This window comes from Pseudomonas sp. AU12215, from assembly GCF_001675465.2.
Classification (GTDB): domain Bacteria; phylum Pseudomonadota; class Gammaproteobacteria; order Pseudomonadales; family Pseudomonadaceae; genus Pseudomonas; species Pseudomonas nitroreducens.
The window spans coordinates 1-13,655 of the sequence record NZ_MACM02000129.1; the positions used below are offsets into that span (position 1 = coordinate 1).

A 13,655-nucleotide genomic window follows, 5' to 3' on the forward strand; every position below is an offset into this window, starting at 1 on the left:
CCGCGACACCCTTGCCTTCAGCTAACACTTCCCCTTGCCGGGTGTGTAGAGGACTTTCACCTCCAAATCGTCCGACTCACCACCACAGTGAGCCGAACAGCGCCAGTCACGGCACTACGCGCCATGCCTGGCGCACAACAAAAAGGCCCACCAGCAGGTGGGCCTTCGCTGTAAATCACTCCTCGCCAGTTTCCGGCAAGGGGGTGTGAAGCAGATGCTCCGCATCCCTTTTGACGCCTACATCGTAAAGATCATCAGGAAGAGGGGTCACCTCGACAAAGGCGCTTTCCTTGATGCAGCGCTCGGCCAGGGCAATAGCGCTCTGCATTCCAACAATCTTCGTGACCAAATTTGCAGACACGGCGTTTCTCCTTGAGATGCCGGGACTGCCCCCTGCTGGGAGAAATCCCGGCGAGGGTATGAGGCTTGAGTTGGCTTATGCAGCTACTGCAGCAGGAGCTACAGCAGCTTGGCTTTCCGCAGTTGCAAGACCGAGGACCGACAACAGCTCATTGTAGTCATGGCCATCGGGGGCTCTTTCTTCACTGTCCATCTTCCGATCGTATTTCACGACGTCGTCAGCCATGGCCTGGAGCTTCTGTTGAGCCTCCACGTAGGTGTCGTGGTCGAGTTCGCCACCACATTCGGCAGCCAGTTCCAGTGCTTCGAGAGCCAGTTTAATTGCAGATTTCATAGGTACTCCTGAGTTTGAAGCGCGGTCTCCCCCATGCAGGAGGTAGCCCGCAGTGGGTTGAGATACGCCGGATGACCGGCAGCAACAAAGGAGCCCTAGCCTGGCGGCCAAAGCCCCAGATAGGGTTGAGAAGTTTGGGATGCACGCCATAACGACGCGGGACACCGAGTGAGCCAGAAGGAAACCTTCTAGGCTCTGCTGAGGTTTCAGCTAAAAGTGCTGGTTTACCAGCTTCATCCTGATCAACCACATGGCTGACCAAAGAATCTTCGAACAAAAGCAGCGCTCTCAGCTAAAGAGTGATCGCACTGGCTAAAGGGCTGAAGCGAAATTAGCATTTCAGCATTGCTTCCCTCAAGCCACATCCATGGCTGCTCTTGCTAATCCAGAGGTTCGTGAGAGCCTAAGACCAGCCGTTAAAAGAGACCGATCATGAGCGACCTCGCAATCACTCCCCGTAAGCAACGCATCATCGAGATTGCCGACGAGCTTGTTTGCGGCATGGTGGCCAACGGTGCACTGGATCCAGAGGACGAGACTGCGCTAGAGCGCGCGTGCCGCCAAGCTGTGCAAGACGCTACAGTCCTCTACGACTCCGCCATCGAGTATGTCAGCTAGGAGTGGCCATGGCCTATAAACCGAACACTGAGCAGGTTCTTGGGGATCCACGCTGGACCTATGCCTGTACCCGTTGTGAGTGGACTGGAACAGAGCCAGACATCGTGAGCTTTGGCTACGCCGACTGTCCGCAGTGTGGAAACTCGTGCACTACCGACGAGCCCTCCCACGAGCCAACCCCAGGCCAGCTTGATGGCCTTGCCCCAACTACTGCAGGGTAGCCCCCCAGCCGCCCCCCTGCGTTGCATGTTTGCCACTCTGTGGGATGCTCTTCCCACGCACACTATCTGGGCTGGCCACATGACCCCCTCAACAGAAAAGCTCGCTGTTCTAGATCTTCTCGATAAAGCGACCTCCGCTGCTGACCACCTACAGGACTACCTGCAGTCGTACCGGTGGCACTTTGCAGCTGGAAAGCTGGATCTGAGCGAAGTTCGAGGGTTCGCCCTAGGGCTGGTAGCCACAAATCAAATCTCCGCAGACGACTACAGCGAGATTGAACGACAAATCAGCAAAGCCTCGAGAGTCGAAGAACACCGCGGCCGTATTGCTGGCGGCACAGTGATTGAACGGCCTGAAGACATGAGCCCAGACGGGCGCCTTTCCGTGTGCATGGACCACGAGGGTGACGTCCTGATCAGGGTCATCCCGCCGGCGGAGAAGGCAGACAGCTATGCCCCGTCAGTGGAATTCGTATCGCACTGCCCGAGAAGCCGTCACACCCTTGCAGCTCTCCGCGAGTTGATGAGGGCTATGGCCAAGGACAATGAGGAGAACCCTCTCCCTGGGCAACAATCGCAACACACAGCCCAAGCCTGAAAGCCCCTTATCAGCAATACAGAGGATCTAATATGGCAATCCAGCAAGTAGGCAAGCTCCACCTGTGGACATCCGGTGACGGTAGCGTTGGTATCAGCGGCGAGTCGGCGGAAGTATCAGCACCAGGCTGGCTGATCAGCTCGGAGCACTTTGACGCGGAGGATTTTAAATCCACCCTGGAGCAGTTCCGTGAGAAAGTCCGCGCCGCCTTCGAGCTGATCTGGCCAGACGAGAAGGTCCATGCTCGGTATTACTTCGAGATGTGTGATGGCGAACCTACCCACGCTTAAGTAGCAGGTCTTCGCATGCCGCAGCTGACATACCCACGCGCCCGTTCAGAGGTAGCTGCAGAGCTGGCGAGGGATATCCTCCAGGGGCGCTTCATCTCCGACCACAAGGACTACAACCGGATGCTCGCTGCAGTCCGGGAAAGAGGCATGCCGGTGGAGCATGCGTTCTGCGGTGAGAGTGCGGCTCTGTCGATTTCCGTGGTGGAAGCTATCGCCGAGGAGAATCTTCGCAATGCACCACTGCGAGCACTTGAGCGAAAGATCAACAGACTAGACATAAAAAAACGGCCACCAGTCAAAGCTGATAGCCGTTTTCTGAGAACCCAGTTAACGTCCCCTTTTGAAGCAAAACAACTCGAAAGTTGGTGGCTGTATCCGCTTAGCAGCCCTCGGTTAAGAGGCAAAGTAACTGGATGCGCGCTGGCCACACAGCGAGTAGTAAATTTCTCATAGCTTCTCTTTAGCGTCAATCGCCAGAGATCACGAAAAAAGGAGCGTACATTTTGCCCTGAACTCTGTTTCCTTCTCCTCCACGGAACAGGGCATCCAGGCCTCGTGGAAGAGCGCGGTTCAGTTCAAAGGCTCGACTCATGCCAGCTCAAATTAGTTACGTAGACGTCGGCAGCGGCGATTGGCAATGGGCGGAAACGTACGTCTACGCGATGGCCACCTATACGGTGGCGTGCCCAGCCGATCGCCGCATTCAGGTAGGGATGGGGATAATGGCGTTCGGTGAGCCGCGGGGTGAGAAGATCCGGTTCTCTGGAGAGAAGGAAATTACCGTGATCGGAGCAGGCGCCCTGTACTTTCGCGTCGATGATGGCCTTGGGCCCTGCAAGGTCGGGTTTGTGCAGGGGAAAGCGACACTGATCGGCTCCCATTGGGATTTCTGATACCACCGCCAGAGCACCTCCTGGCCCTGCCAGTCCACCGGTGAAAGGTGGCCGTTCAGGTTCGAACGCCACCTATGGAGTCCTAGCTACGATCAGGTGCTGGTGGCACGGGGTCCAGGTGCCAGGCGTTACGCGAGCTGTCTAGCTTGCGGATATCGAATGCCCGACCAACCAACATCACTGCAGTCTCAGACAGTTGATACGAACCCCGAGTCAGCGGGAATGGATCAGCCTCAAACGAACCATCAACTGAAATGGCCTCGCAAACCTCAATTGGAAGCTCAACACCTGGGAAAACAACAGGCAGTTTTCCGGGTGTACCGGTGGCGATCAATTCACCCAAATACCGATGAAGCTGCTCAAGAGTCATCACGTCTCCAGTCTTCTAAAATGCATGCCTAACGATGACTGGATTCCGCTCTAAATCAACCCCCTAAGTGTTCCACTCCCCTGCCCGCCCCTTGGATAGCCCGTTGCAGATTTCGCATCCCATGAGACGGTGAAGCCCATCAAACACATGGGAGCTTCCCCGCAATGAACCTTCGCAACCAAGTCCCAGGAAAGTACCTTTGCGGCCATACCGGCATGCTGTCCGGCAGCGGGCGCTACGGCCGGATCCAGGAGGCTGATCGCAGCTACCTACGCCACAACATCTGCGCGGACTGCAACAAGGAAGTCCAATCCTTGATCGATGCCGCACGTGCTGACACGGCAGCCTTGGCTCAAGCGAGTGGATTGAGGAAGCCAGCTGCAAGAGGCACCCCCAAGCAAGAGCCTTGGGCGAACGCAATCATTGCCGAGGTCTTCCCTCTTCTATCGGCGGTCGCAGCTGCAGGGCGAGCTCGTGGCGACGAACTGGGCACAGCCGTGGCGCGGGCGATCGCGCTGATCTGCCAGATTAGCGATGCCGGTTTCTGGATCAAACACCAGGACGGGTACCGCGTCCTGAACTCCTACTGCATCTCCGGTGACGTCGCCGACATCATGCGCAAGGCATGTCACAGCTATCAGGGGTCCGGCACCAGCTGGCTTGCAGGCCTGGTTCCTCACACCGGAAAGCCAGACCGCCACTACAAGTTCGCTCAGAAGGCACTTTTGAGCCGGCTGATCATGGAACCCTCTGCACTGGATGCAGTAGCCAACGGCTAGCCCGGAAACTCTTGGCGTGAGTGGAGACGCTCTTGATTCCATAGCCGCTTGCAGAAACATCGCCTGTGGGAGAATACGGCCTGCACCGATCCAACCTTGCAGGATACGGGCACCATGAGATGCTGCCTACGAACTGAAGATCCACCATTGAGGTTGAAAATGGACTCGCTGGACATCGCCTTAGTAATCCAGGCAGCAAAACTAGGACGCACCCGGAAAGATGCGCAAGAGGACACCTGCAGCGTGTTCGCCGCCGCACTTTACGACTTCCTGTCCTCCCGAGGCGTACCCTGCAAAATGGTCACGGCCGTGAAGAATGGTCACGGCGCTTGGGCTCATGCAGTTGTAGAGGTCGACGGTCGCCTCTATGACTCGTTTGGCGAGTTCTCGACCGAAATCTACCGTGCTCGAGCCAAGATTCATCCGTCCGTAACGGTGAACATCACCTACAAGCCTGACGTACGGGAAGAGTGCTATGAGCCTGAATTTGAGGAGATGTACGCCTTCTATCTGAAGATGCTGACCAAAGCGGCCAACGCTGCTGCCGGTCCTGCAAGCGTCAAGGCTGAACCGCGAGTGAAGAAGCCCAAGCTAAGCAAGGCACAAGAGAAAGTAATGCTCTGGCTCAGCCAGGGGTGGGGAGCTCGCGTCTCTCACGGTGCCGCCGTGGAAATCAACGGCGAGCGCGTGTGCAACGTGGACACCATGACAGCACTTGAAAAGATGGGGCTTGTCAGCCGCGATCCCTCTACTCGCTACTGGAAAGCAACAGACGAAGGCAAGAAGCTCAGCCCGAGCTACAGAGAACCTGAAAGCCTGGAGGTTGATGCATGACCTTGCCTGGTAAAAAGGTCCTTCTCACTGGGGCTGCCCTTTTCCTGCTGGCTCTCGTTAGCGGGGTCGGAATAGGTGTGGCCATTGCGCGTAGCAGTAAACACGAGACCTTTACCGTCCCGCCGTTTTCAGTGCGCCACCAACAGGCAAGCCTTCTGGAGGGTATGTGCGCTCACAGCGATGTCTTTAAGCAGCTCACCGAGCCCAGGGATGATGCTCCAAAACGCCTGGTCAAACTCAAGGTAAAGGCAGCTCCACTCTCTGATAGAGGAGTGATCTGCAACGTGGACGGGGCACTTCAAACTATTACTTCCTTGAGCTCGGGCACCATTGTCACCACGCAGATGAATGAGACCTTCCTGGTATCCGTCACCGGGGAGTCTGAGTTGATTTCTGAAGAGTTCGCGAAGGCTCTTTCCGGCTCTAGAACTATCCGTGCCATGGCATCCAACGCGGGTAATGACGGGACTGTCAAGGAAGCTGTCGACCTCAAATTGAGCACCCCTTGGTGGCGCTGGTAGCTCACGCAAACGCCAATTGGCTTAAGTGTGAGGCAAAAAAACGGTATCTCATGCCCGGCCCAGTGCCGGGCTTTTACTTTCCCGCCAATGATTCAGCCCCTGGCGATGGGCCTAATTGAATACCTTGGGGAGTCTAGGAGAAATAACCTTCATGTGACTTAAACGCCCTACAGGCAATGGCCACATGAAAATTCCCCAGTTCTTCAAAACTCGCACCTTCGCTCTGCTGGTGCTGCTAGTCGCTGCTCGAGCATCTGTCGCAGACTGGTATCTGGTACCGACTGGATCAATGAACCCTACCATCCAGGAAGGCGACTTCATCTTCGTCAACAAGCTCGCCTACGGGGCCAAGCTTCCCTTTACTGATATCCAGCTTCTTTCCAGCAAGCAGCCTGTTCGGGGCGATGTCGTTGTGTTTATCAAGGCCGCGGACAATACCCGCATGGTTAAACGGTTGATCGGCGTGCCAGGCGATACAGTGCAGCTCAAGGATAACGTCCTGTGGCTCAACGGAGTGCCAGCACAGTACTTCCTGATCGAGAGCACCGGCGACAAGTTCATCGTTCGCGAGCAGATCGATTCCCTGGACCACGACATGCAGATGCTTGTTCGCGCGAAAAGCACCAAATCCACCACGGACACGATGGTGGTACCGGCCGGCAAGTACCTGGTCATGGGCGACAACCGCGATAACAGCTTCGACTCACGCTTCTTCGGTTTCGTCGATCAGGCTGATCTGGTTGGGCGGGCTGAGATCGTCCTTGCCTCATTTGCGCCTGACACCTACATGCCCCGCATGAACCGCGTGGGCCAGAGCCTGTAAGCCACCCCCTTTCACGATAACTTCCGCCCACGCCTGATTGAGATCCGACATATGGACCTAGAGCCCGAGTACTGCAGTGTCAGAGACGAAATGATTGCCGCCGGTATCGACATCGCTACGCTGAACGGCCCTGGAGAGATCCACCAAGCCATCCGGCAGCTATACCACTCTGACCCTGACGAGAACGAGCCTGTTGTGGAACGCTGGCGCTCAATGCTGGAACCGGCGGACGCACGCGCACAGGCAGCAGAGCTGGCGGAACAGTTCGCTGCCGAGCGTGGCCTCAAAGGATGCCCGGACTGCCACCAGGAGCCTACCGTTACCCCAAGAGGACATATCGTGTGCGAACAGCACCCGGAGGGTTGTAAGATCGGTACCTATGGCCGCTCGTACACAGATTCGGTGGTTTCCTGGAACGAAGATGGCAGCTGGATCCTGCTCGGCGCCGATCAGGACAGAGTTGAGAGCCGCCCCCTGTATCCTTTCAGAATCCACCCACCAGCCTGATCCCCCATAGAAACCAGACGCTAAAGACCAGTGAACCGATGACCCATGGATAACTCTCTCCTCGCCACACACAAGTGGCCGCGTGAACTTTCGAAGGACGGGCACTTGTCTGCCTGGATTGTCATCGAGAGAGAGGCCTGGGCCCTATTGCAGCAGCGAGGACATCTAAACTGCCCTTCATCGCTGGCCGAGCCTGATTTTCACGCCGCCTATGCCTGGATGGTTGATCAAATGTGTACTGCAGGACTCCGTCCACCCGAGAAAAACCAAACCCCATGGTGGGTTTGGGTGCGACGAGACCGAGGTCAGCTTTCTCCGTATCTTGAGGATCTGCAGGGCGTCCTTGACCCTATCGTTCTAGCCTTGCGGCTCCCCGCCGCAGAGGTTGTTCTGTCCAACTTCGACACGTGGCACGATGTGCTCAATGAGGGATACATCCAGAGCTCCGATGAGGACGGAATCGAATTCGAAAGTCTTTCGGAACCCTTGGAGATTGATCGCCGCCTTAAGGCATCCTGGACAGAAATTTTTCAGCTCGATCGCCAACACGGCGTATCAGTTTCCCCTATGGATATATCAATCCAAGGATGCATCTGGACGCTTCGACAAGAGTACGTTCTGGGTGTAGTGCCAAACGACCAACTGCCATTGATTGAGCAGTAACCCATTTGGTGGAGAAAGCCTCTAGACAGCCGGCCTGGCATTTTCCGATCGAGGAAGAGGGATGTCATCTGCCAGCGAACAGATCAAGGAGTACTGCTGGGCATTGGGCCGCGGTGCCTGCATCGACTCCCAGTCTATCTGGAGGTTGTTCTTCTCAACCCGGAACTGCGCCGCTTTGCGGAATGCATTGAGGTAGCCAAGCTTTGCAATCCCGAAGCTCTTTTTTCTGCTCTCGCCAGATTCGTTAGTGTAGAGCGCCATAAAAGCTGCCTTAGGCTTCTGACCTGGACCTCGAGCCTGAACGGAAAGGAAGACTCCAGCCAAGGGACTGCTCCCTGCCTTTGGCTTGATATGTGGAATGGAACGAAGGAGTGACGTTTGCCCTTTTACAGCAAGGGTCTCGTCGCGGAACTTGATCGCTGCAACCAACGCCAGCCCCTGCCCGTCCTCCGCATAGGGAAAGTACGAGGAAATTGCTAACCGAGGTATAACCACCTGGATCCCATCTTTCCGGATCTTCAAGTACCGACGCCTGTTCAAGTATCCCCCTAGTGAGCAGTAGCACTCGACTTGTCCTGGTACATAACCCGCCGGCCATGCCCCATGATTGCCTCTAAATGGCGCGAATTGAGCTCTGACCCTCTCCCCCACTCCAGATAATGACGATGCGGAATAGCCCGCACTCTTCGCCCTCTGGAGGCTTCATGTTCGGCTCCAACATTCCCTCTGCCAATCCCAACGGAATGGCTGTATCCATCAACGATATCCCCGCCGGCACCCTGAGTGCTGAACAATGGAACCAACTGGCATCCAAGGTTCGGGGAGACAAGTGGCTGATGCTGCGTCAAGTCTGGTCAATCCTGATGGCTACGCTGAGCATGGCGATGGAGGTTATTGGCGCCGGCTTAGGTGTATTCGGCGCGTTCCTTGTGTTCACGATCTTTGTAGAACCGGAAGCCATCAATACCGCCATCGCGGCCGGCTTCGCCACAAAAGCTCAGTTCATCCTGACCATCATCGCCGCAGCAACAATACTGACGTTCATCGTTGCCCTGTTCACCTCGCCCAAAATGCGGCGCGACCCGGTTGAGGATGAGATGTGGCGGCTGGTGCGCGTTGTGCTCGGCGTGCACGCGACAGGCAGCTACAGCGTCAGGCCGGCAACAGTTAAAGCCGAAGTGGATGTCCCAGCGGGTGCTGCCCTAGGCCCTCACTAACCCTCTAGCTTGGACCGCGGGCATCCACGACAGTGCTCGCGGTTCAATTCCCCCTGTAGACGAAGCTCTTTCCGCAGGCTGTACAGTCATGGTTTGACGGTGCCCCAGACACGGAGCAGTCATCGTCTACCTGATTCTCCTCCCCGCAGTGCTGGCAACTCGCAAACCACTTGGTCTCCTTCCATGCAAAGGAAGGAATTTCAGGGTCTCGCGGATACCCAGCGGCCGGTCGAACTGGCTTTTTCTTAGGGCTCTCTTCCCGCGCATTGTCTGCCAGGTCATGGAGGGTTGCGCAGTTACCACAGCACAGAGTTACGGCAGGCAGTAGCTGCCCATCAACGTCATGCCCTTCGGGATCGATTTTGTAGGTGAACATGTCGTTGCACCCGCAGTTACCGCAGATCACATGGAGCCGAGCTCTTACCATGAGGTCACTCCTACGCCGCAACGCCGCTTGCAAGGCGAGAGCAACGCAACGCCAGCTTGTGCTGGTAGTCAGAACCAGTACAGGTGGCCTCAAGCCTCACCACATCCTGCAGGGTGACTACGCGGTTACCCTGCGCATGGATCGCGCCATGCAGGGCCTCGCAGAGAGCGATCACATACTGCGGCGCATTGTGCTCGGGGTGTTTGTCGTGAGATGCAGGGTTCTTTTTTCGATCTGTCAGCGCCTTGTCAATCAGGCTCCAGAACGGGTCGAATTCATGGGGTCGTTTCATTGGTCCACCTCGGCGAATAGGTAAAGGGCTCAATGCCCAAAATCTCAGTCATTCCAGCAGGGAGAGCAAAGCGGTCGCTTACCATCCTGGCCCTCGGCCGACTCGCCCTAGAAGCCTCACGGGGTCTTCTTGAACTGTTCAGCCCATACAGCCACTTTCCCACCAAGGGCTTTTACGTCCGCCGCCCTGGTGCTCGAATAGTCCACGCCGAAGCGATCCATCCAGTCGATCGCGGCCTGGGCGATATCAATTTGGCGCTGCAGCTCGTGCTTGGGCGGTCTGGACAGCGACGCCAGATCAGTCACCGTTGCCAGCGTGCAATCGGTCACGTAGGCCAGCGCATCTTCGGGGCTGCGAACAGTGTGTTTGTTCATTTCTTCTGAACTCCAGGCGATGTCTCTACGGCAACCGCAATTTCTTTGTGTCGAAGGCACTTCGAGCAGGCCTCAGAACCGGTGTAGTCCTCAGGGCTGATTACGTCGCAATCCACCCTCTCCGAGTGCAAAAAATACTGTCCGCAATACGGAAGCCCCGTGGCCACATTCAGCAAGTGGGCCTTACGAGGGAGATTGCTATCTGAAGCGCCGCCACAGAAAACAATGGGGATTTTCATTCAGAACCCTGGCGGTTTGCGCCCGCGGCTACATTGATGGGCCAATGTTCTCACACCCGCTGAATGCGCAACCTCTTCAGCGATACATCAGCTTCAGGGCTTTGGCTTTTTCCAGGGCCATCCGAACACGCACCAGATGAAGCCGCCGATCATGTAGATGGTCAGGTAGGCAAACGCTTCATTGAGTCGAGTCATGTACACCTGCCAGGCGCTTGGCTCTCCCTTCAAAACCCCGTCAAGCCAGGCCAGCGCGACCGTAGTTACGATGGCTGAGATGCAGACATAGTGGAGTGACTTGGTGAGAAACCACTTTAGGCGCTGCTGGAATGGCGTGGTCGAAACTGAATCGCCTGATTTTCTCTCGTTACTGTCGGACATGATTAGGGCCTTCCTATGAGTCTCTGGGTAGAGTCGCATCCAGGCCAAGCCAGAGGCCTTTGATCGACCCCTATATGGGGTTCGAATAGCCCGCCAGCCCACTTGCCCTCCCTATATCGTTCACTCCGTACCTACCGCACCAGCAGTCTGGCTTGCAGATCTGCTTGCCTGTGCGAGCGTTTCGCCACGTGACTACCTGACCATGAGGTAAAAATGGAAATCTCCCCGCGACTTGATGGCGTGGATGGCACCTTCAATACCGATACCGGGCAGCTTAAATGCGTGCCCTATCCCAAGTATGCCGAGGTCCTTCTCTGTTTCGCGGAGCGGGCAAACATCCCATTCGCCAGGATCAAGCTCCATAGCGAGGATCGTTACCAAACGGCTTTGGCTGTTTTGCCGGACGCCGTCCAGCTTGGCGACGAGATAACCAAACGCTGGAACGAGTACCCCGCCCTCCGAGAACGCGAGCGTCGCTGTCCAACCATGCAGGAAGGCGAGAGCCGTGCCCTACTCCGCGGGCTACAGGAGTGCGCACGCTTGTTAGGCCTCGGCTACGAAGCCAGCCCAGCGGAAGTGGTGGATGCATTGCGAGAGGCGTTGACACACCAGGTGGAAAAGAAATGAGCAACCCTGAAAGCCGAACCATCGGTACATCCATTCTGCCTCTGCGTCAGTTCATCCAAATCAAGGCGCACATGTGCAGCTACACCGGCTCCCCTGCTACCGACGAAGATGTCGAGGCATTCCTGTCACGGAATCCGGATGTCACCCGCAGAATCGTTGCTTTTGGTGAAGTGTCTGAGGAGGACCTGGCTTTGATTGAGCTACGGCTCAGGGCTGAAGCCGGTCCTAGCGAGGCAAAGAGCAAAGAGGCTGAGCTGGCATGGTGGGCAATTGCTGGCTTCTTTACCCGAATTGCGGCCATTGCAACACTCGCCAGCTATGCCGTTGGTTTCCTGGCCGTTGGCCCGCTGGAGCTGGGTGACGCTCTCGTGAAGTACTTTACGGGCAGCAATTATCTGCCGGATGGATGCAACGGAGCAGAAGCCATCGTTCTGCCCTGCTGGATGACTTTTGTGTTCTCCCGGCTTGTGGGGGCGTTTGCTTGGATTTTCAGCTTTCGGGTGCTGATTCAGTTCATCAACCGCCGAATTGGCGTACTTGAGGCTGGCTCTGAAGAAGCCTACGAACAGGCTATATCCCTAGCGAACAAACCGCAGCCGGTTGGAAACCTGGTTGGTGTGAACAACACCAAAGGAGGCTTCCTATCCTCCAGCGAATCCACAATCGAAACGACGGAAGGCTTTCATCGCGTCGCCGGCTTGGCAGGTGGACTCAAGCGCGGAGCCCCAATCTATCGCGTGCGCAACCGGCTCTTCATTGGAGATGGCACGGATCAGAAGTGCTACTGGATCCTGGACTAACACCGACTCCCGCCGAGACGCTCCAATGGCCGTATACGTTGACAACATGAACGCCCGTTACGGGCGAATGACGATGTGTCACATGCTGGCAGACTCCGAGGAAGAGCTGCTTTCCATGGCCGACCATATTGGCGTTGCTCGCCGCTGGCACCAGTTCCCTGGCTCGGTGAAATCCCACTTCGACATTTGCTTGAGCAAGCGGGCCAAAGCTGTCGCCGCTGGCGCCATTGAAATCGACTACCCAAGCGATGTCGCTCGAATCATGAGGGAGCGCCGCGCAGCGGCCCAGGCGTAGATTCGTCTGCAGCTATGGGATCGTTCTCGCGCGGATGGGTAGCTATGGGGCTGTCTGCTCGGGCCGGCTCCCATGCAGGCCTCGATCAGGACTTGCACTTTCAGGAACCCCGGTACCTTGGAGACATCAACGAATTCCGAGTCACCGCCATGCAACTTGTCGCCTCCTCCCTCTTTCAAGACGCCACTCCGGTCGCCGGCCCTATCGTGGAGCTCAGCTTCGACGAGAAGGTGGCGAACGCAGTTGCGGTCATCAAGCGTCACATCCTCAGCGGTAAGCGCCTGATCGGAGCCTGCAGCTTCGGCAAAGACAGTAGCGTCATGGTGGCCATCACCCTTCTGGCGATGGAGCAGCTCATGGAAGCGGGCTTCAAAGTTCCAGAATTCCACGTCATGACCAGCGACACCCTCATCGAGAACCCGGTTGTGGAGGCGTACAGCAAGGGCGAGATTCGCTCGCTGAAGAAGTACGCAGCGGAGAAAGGCCTTCCGGTACGCATCTGGGTGTGCCGCCCCAACCTCTCTGAGAACTGGCTGGTTTCCATTATCGGTGGCCGGACTGTCGCATCCCTGCCGGGGAACTCGGCTAAGTGCCAGCAGCAGATGAAAAAAGCGCCCCTGGACCGGACAAAACGCCAGATCAGGGCTGTCATCAAGAGCGAGATGGGAGCCGCCTTCAAAGAGGATGATCTAGTCGTCCTGATCGGCACTCGTCGCGACGAGTCGGCCGTGCGTGAACGCAACATGGAAGCTCGAGGCGAAAGCGCCTTTGAGCCGGTGAACACCGCAAAAGAAGGCGAGAAAGCTGCATGGGTGCTCAGCCCAATCGCCGACTTCACCACCATGGACATCTTCGCGTTCCTTGGCCGGGTGACCAATGGCTTCATCAAGACCTACAGCGACTTCGAGGCCCTTACTGAGGTCTACCGCGACGCGGCCGGCGAATGCATGGTCAACGTGTTTCTGCGCGACGGTAATGCGGAGCGCAAGACGGGCTGTGGCGCCAGACATGTTATCGTTGACAAAGAAATGTATGGCCAGAGTGTCTAGCTATCCTTGATACTGCTGGCTAGAGACCCATCCAAATGGACGTCAGATGCCTCGCAATCCTTTCTCCAAGTCTGCTCTTGAGTCGCGAGAACGACCKACCCTCCAGCGAAAGCTCCCAGAAAACACCCCCCAAGCGATTCAAGAAA

23 protein-coding genes are annotated in these 13,655 nt (G+C 56.6%); 16 read left to right on the top strand and 7 right to left on the bottom strand.

Annotated elements, in window-relative coordinates; translation table 11 throughout:
- Positions 1–175 precede the first annotated feature (175 nt).
- Complete coding sequence (locus A9513_RS16870) at positions 176–361, bottom strand: hypothetical protein (protein WP_065327632.1); 186 nt, start codon at positions 359–361, stop codon at positions 176–178.
- Between the two features lie 75 nt (positions 362–436).
- Positions 437–694, bottom strand: coding sequence for a hypothetical protein (locus A9513_RS35605; protein ID WP_141678443.1), 258 nt, complete (start codon positions 692–694; stop codon positions 437–439).
- 432 nt (positions 695–1,126) lie between these two features.
- On the opposite strand from A9513_RS35605, the gene A9513_RS16880 reads away from it, so the two are divergent.
- From A9513_RS16880 to A9513_RS16895, 5 genes are all read left to right on the top strand, one after another.
- Complete coding sequence (locus tag A9513_RS16880) at positions 1,127–1,312, top strand: hypothetical protein (RefSeq protein WP_065327634.1); 186 nt, start codon at positions 1,127–1,129, stop codon at positions 1,310–1,312.
- 300 nt (positions 1,313–1,612) lie between these two features.
- Complete coding sequence (locus A9513_RS16885) at positions 1,613–2,131, top strand: hypothetical protein (RefSeq protein ID WP_141678444.1); 519 nt, start codon at positions 1,613–1,615, stop codon at positions 2,129–2,131.
- Between the two features lie 32 nt (positions 2,132–2,163).
- Positions 2,164–2,421 (top strand): hypothetical protein, encoded by a 258-nt coding sequence (locus A9513_RS16890; protein WP_065327636.1) that lies wholly within the window; start codon positions 2,164–2,166, stop codon positions 2,419–2,421.
- Between the two features lie 15 nt (positions 2,422–2,436).
- The gene (locus A9513_RS35610) at positions 2,437–2,874 is read left to right on the top strand and encodes a hypothetical protein (RefSeq protein ID WP_141678445.1); all 438 of its coding nucleotides are present in this window, start codon (positions 2,437–2,439) and stop codon (positions 2,872–2,874) included.
- A 137-nt stretch (positions 2,875–3,011) separates the two neighbouring features.
- Positions 3,012–3,314, top strand: a complete 303-nt coding sequence (locus A9513_RS16895) for a hypothetical protein (RefSeq protein ID WP_065327637.1) — start codon at positions 3,012–3,014, stop codon at positions 3,312–3,314.
- Between the two features lie 82 nt (positions 3,315–3,396).
- On the opposite strand, the gene A9513_RS35615 is transcribed toward A9513_RS16895, so the two are convergent.
- A complete protein-coding gene (locus tag A9513_RS35615; protein ID WP_141678446.1) occupies positions 3,397–3,684 on the bottom strand; it encodes a hypothetical protein in 288 nt (95 codons plus the stop codon).
- 164 nt (positions 3,685–3,848) lie between these two features.
- Between A9513_RS35615 and A9513_RS16900 the strand changes: the two genes are divergently transcribed.
- The 6 genes from A9513_RS16900 (at position 3,849) to A9513_RS16925 (ending at position 7,811) form a co-directional block, all read left to right on the top strand.
- The gene (locus A9513_RS16900; protein WP_141678447.1) at positions 3,849–4,463 is read left to right on the top strand and encodes a hypothetical protein; all 615 of its coding nucleotides are present in this window, start codon (positions 3,849–3,851) and stop codon (positions 4,461–4,463) included.
- Between the two features lie 159 nt (positions 4,464–4,622).
- Complete coding sequence (locus A9513_RS36110; protein ID WP_176707257.1) at positions 4,623–5,297, top strand: hypothetical protein; 675 nt, start codon at positions 4,623–4,625, stop codon at positions 5,295–5,297.
- Complete coding sequence (locus A9513_RS16910; protein ID WP_065327639.1) at positions 5,294–5,818, top strand: hypothetical protein; 525 nt, start codon at positions 5,294–5,296, stop codon at positions 5,816–5,818. Before A9513_RS36110 ends, A9513_RS16910 begins: the two co-directional genes overlap by 4 nt.
- A gap of 184 nt (positions 5,819–6,002) precedes the next feature.
- Positions 6,003–6,641 (top strand): signal peptidase I, encoded by a 639-nt coding sequence (lepB, locus tag A9513_RS16915; protein ID WP_065327640.1) that lies wholly within the window; start codon positions 6,003–6,005, stop codon positions 6,639–6,641.
- Between the two features lie 90 nt (positions 6,642–6,731).
- On the top strand, positions 6,732–7,148 hold the full coding sequence (locus A9513_RS16920) for a hypothetical protein (protein WP_141678448.1): 417 nt from the start codon (positions 6,732–6,734) through the stop codon (positions 7,146–7,148).
- A 105-nt stretch (positions 7,149–7,253) separates the two neighbouring features.
- The gene (locus tag A9513_RS16925; protein WP_176707258.1) at positions 7,254–7,811 is read left to right on the top strand and encodes a DUF3841 domain-containing protein; all 558 of its coding nucleotides are present in this window, start codon (positions 7,254–7,256) and stop codon (positions 7,809–7,811) included.
- Between the two features lie 21 nt (positions 7,812–7,832).
- Here the strand turns inward: A9513_RS16925 and A9513_RS16930 are convergent, their stop codons facing one another.
- Complete coding sequence (locus A9513_RS16930; RefSeq protein WP_065327643.1) at positions 7,833–8,333, bottom strand: hypothetical protein; 501 nt, start codon at positions 8,331–8,333, stop codon at positions 7,833–7,835.
- 182 nt (positions 8,334–8,515) lie between these two features.
- On the opposite strand from A9513_RS16930, the gene A9513_RS16935 reads away from it, so the two are divergent.
- A complete protein-coding gene (locus tag A9513_RS16935) occupies positions 8,516–9,028 on the top strand; it encodes a hypothetical protein (protein ID WP_065327644.1) in 513 nt (170 codons plus the stop codon).
- 437 nt (positions 9,029–9,465) lie between these two features.
- Here A9513_RS16935 and A9513_RS35060 read toward each other — a convergent pair whose 3' ends face one another.
- The 3 genes from A9513_RS35060 to A9513_RS16950 form a co-directional block, all read right to left on the bottom strand.
- Complete coding sequence (locus tag A9513_RS35060; protein ID WP_083196154.1) at positions 9,466–9,747, bottom strand: hypothetical protein; 282 nt, start codon at positions 9,745–9,747, stop codon at positions 9,466–9,468.
- Positions 9,748–9,863: 116 nt separating this feature from the next.
- Positions 9,864–10,121, bottom strand: a complete 258-nt coding sequence (locus A9513_RS16945) for a hypothetical protein (protein ID WP_065327646.1) — start codon at positions 10,119–10,121, stop codon at positions 9,864–9,866.
- Positions 10,122–10,453: 332 nt separating this feature from the next.
- The gene (locus A9513_RS16950; protein WP_065327647.1) at positions 10,454–10,738 is read right to left on the bottom strand and encodes a hypothetical protein; all 285 of its coding nucleotides are present in this window, start codon (positions 10,736–10,738) and stop codon (positions 10,454–10,456) included.
- 213 nt (positions 10,739–10,951) lie between these two features.
- Here A9513_RS16950 and A9513_RS16955 point away from each other — a divergent pair, with 213 nt between their 5' ends.
- From A9513_RS16955 to A9513_RS16970, 4 genes are all read left to right on the top strand, one after another.
- Entirely contained in the window at positions 10,952–11,365 is a 414-nt protein-coding gene (locus A9513_RS16955) for a hypothetical protein (protein ID WP_065327648.1), read from the top strand.
- Positions 11,362–12,165 carry a hypothetical protein gene (locus tag A9513_RS16960; protein WP_065327649.1) on the top strand — a complete coding sequence of 268 codons (804 nt, stop codon included), beginning with the start codon at positions 11,362–11,364 and terminating at the stop codon, positions 12,163–12,165. Before A9513_RS16955 ends, A9513_RS16960 begins: the two co-directional genes overlap by 4 nt.
- 25 nt (positions 12,166–12,190) lie before the next feature.
- Positions 12,191–12,460 carry a DUF4031 domain-containing protein gene (locus tag A9513_RS16965; RefSeq protein ID WP_065327650.1) on the top strand — a complete coding sequence of 90 codons (270 nt, stop codon included), beginning with the start codon at positions 12,191–12,193 and terminating at the stop codon, positions 12,458–12,460.
- Positions 12,461–12,609: 149 nt separating this feature from the next.
- A complete protein-coding gene (locus tag A9513_RS16970; protein ID WP_255302869.1) occupies positions 12,610–13,509 on the top strand; it encodes a phosphoadenosine phosphosulfate reductase family protein in 900 nt (299 codons plus the stop codon).
- Positions 13,510–13,655 lie beyond the last annotated feature (146 nt).

What these genes read in the sequence shown, in the direction of transcription:
- A9513_RS16970 (WP_255302869.1), top strand. Translation starts at nt 12,610, where the DNA reads ATGCAACTTGTCGCCTCCTCCCTCTTTCAAGACGCCACTCCGGTCGCC.
- A9513_RS35610 (WP_141678445.1), top strand. Translation starts at nt 2,437, where the DNA reads ATGCCGCAGCTGACATACCCACGCGCCCGTTCAGAGGTAGCTGCAGAG.
- A9513_RS16955 (WP_065327648.1), top strand. Translation starts at nt 10,952, where the DNA reads ATGGAAATCTCCCCGCGACTTGATGGCGTGGATGGCACCTTCAATACC.
- A9513_RS16885 (WP_141678444.1), top strand. Translation starts at nt 1,613, where the DNA reads ATGACCCCCTCAACAGAAAAGCTCGCTGTTCTAGATCTTCTCGATAAA.
- A9513_RS16960 (WP_065327649.1), top strand. Translation starts at nt 11,362, where the DNA reads ATGAGCAACCCTGAAAGCCGAACCATCGGTACATCCATTCTGCCTCTG.
- A9513_RS16900 (WP_141678447.1), top strand. Translation starts at nt 3,849, where the DNA reads ATGAACCTTCGCAACCAAGTCCCAGGAAAGTACCTTTGCGGCCATACC.
- A9513_RS16950 (WP_065327647.1), bottom strand. Translation starts at nt 10,738, where the DNA reads ATGTCCGACAGTAACGAGAGAAAATCAGGCGATTCAGTTTCGACCACG.
- A9513_RS35605 (WP_141678443.1), bottom strand. Translation starts at nt 694, where the DNA reads ATGAAATCTGCAATTAAACTGGCTCTCGAAGCACTGGAACTGGCTGCC.
- A9513_RS16935 (WP_065327644.1), top strand. Translation starts at nt 8,516, where the DNA reads ATGTTCGGCTCCAACATTCCCTCTGCCAATCCCAACGGAATGGCTGTA.
- A9513_RS35060 (WP_083196154.1), bottom strand. Translation starts at nt 9,747, where the DNA reads ATGAAACGACCCCATGAATTCGACCCGTTCTGGAGCCTGATTGACAAG.
- A9513_RS16965 (WP_065327650.1), top strand. Translation starts at nt 12,191, where the DNA reads ATGGCCGTATACGTTGACAACATGAACGCCCGTTACGGGCGAATGACG.
- A9513_RS35615 (WP_141678446.1), bottom strand. Translation starts at nt 3,684, where the DNA reads ATGACTCTTGAGCAGCTTCATCGGTATTTGGGTGAATTGATCGCCACC.
- A9513_RS36110 (WP_176707257.1), top strand. Translation starts at nt 4,623, where the DNA reads ATGGACTCGCTGGACATCGCCTTAGTAATCCAGGCAGCAAAACTAGGA.
- A9513_RS16890 (WP_065327636.1), top strand. Translation starts at nt 2,164, where the DNA reads ATGGCAATCCAGCAAGTAGGCAAGCTCCACCTGTGGACATCCGGTGAC.
- A9513_RS16895 (WP_065327637.1), top strand. Translation starts at nt 3,012, where the DNA reads ATGCCAGCTCAAATTAGTTACGTAGACGTCGGCAGCGGCGATTGGCAA.
- A9513_RS16920 (WP_141678448.1), top strand. Translation starts at nt 6,732, where the DNA reads ATGATTGCCGCCGGTATCGACATCGCTACGCTGAACGGCCCTGGAGAG.
- lepB (WP_065327640.1), top strand. Translation starts at nt 6,003, where the DNA reads ATGAAAATTCCCCAGTTCTTCAAAACTCGCACCTTCGCTCTGCTGGTG.
- A9513_RS16945 (WP_065327646.1), bottom strand. Translation starts at nt 10,121, where the DNA reads ATGAACAAACACACTGTTCGCAGCCCCGAAGATGCGCTGGCCTACGTG.
- A9513_RS16910 (WP_065327639.1), top strand. Translation starts at nt 5,294, where the DNA reads ATGACCTTGCCTGGTAAAAAGGTCCTTCTCACTGGGGCTGCCCTTTTC.
- A9513_RS16880 (WP_065327634.1), top strand. Translation starts at nt 1,127, where the DNA reads ATGAGCGACCTCGCAATCACTCCCCGTAAGCAACGCATCATCGAGATT.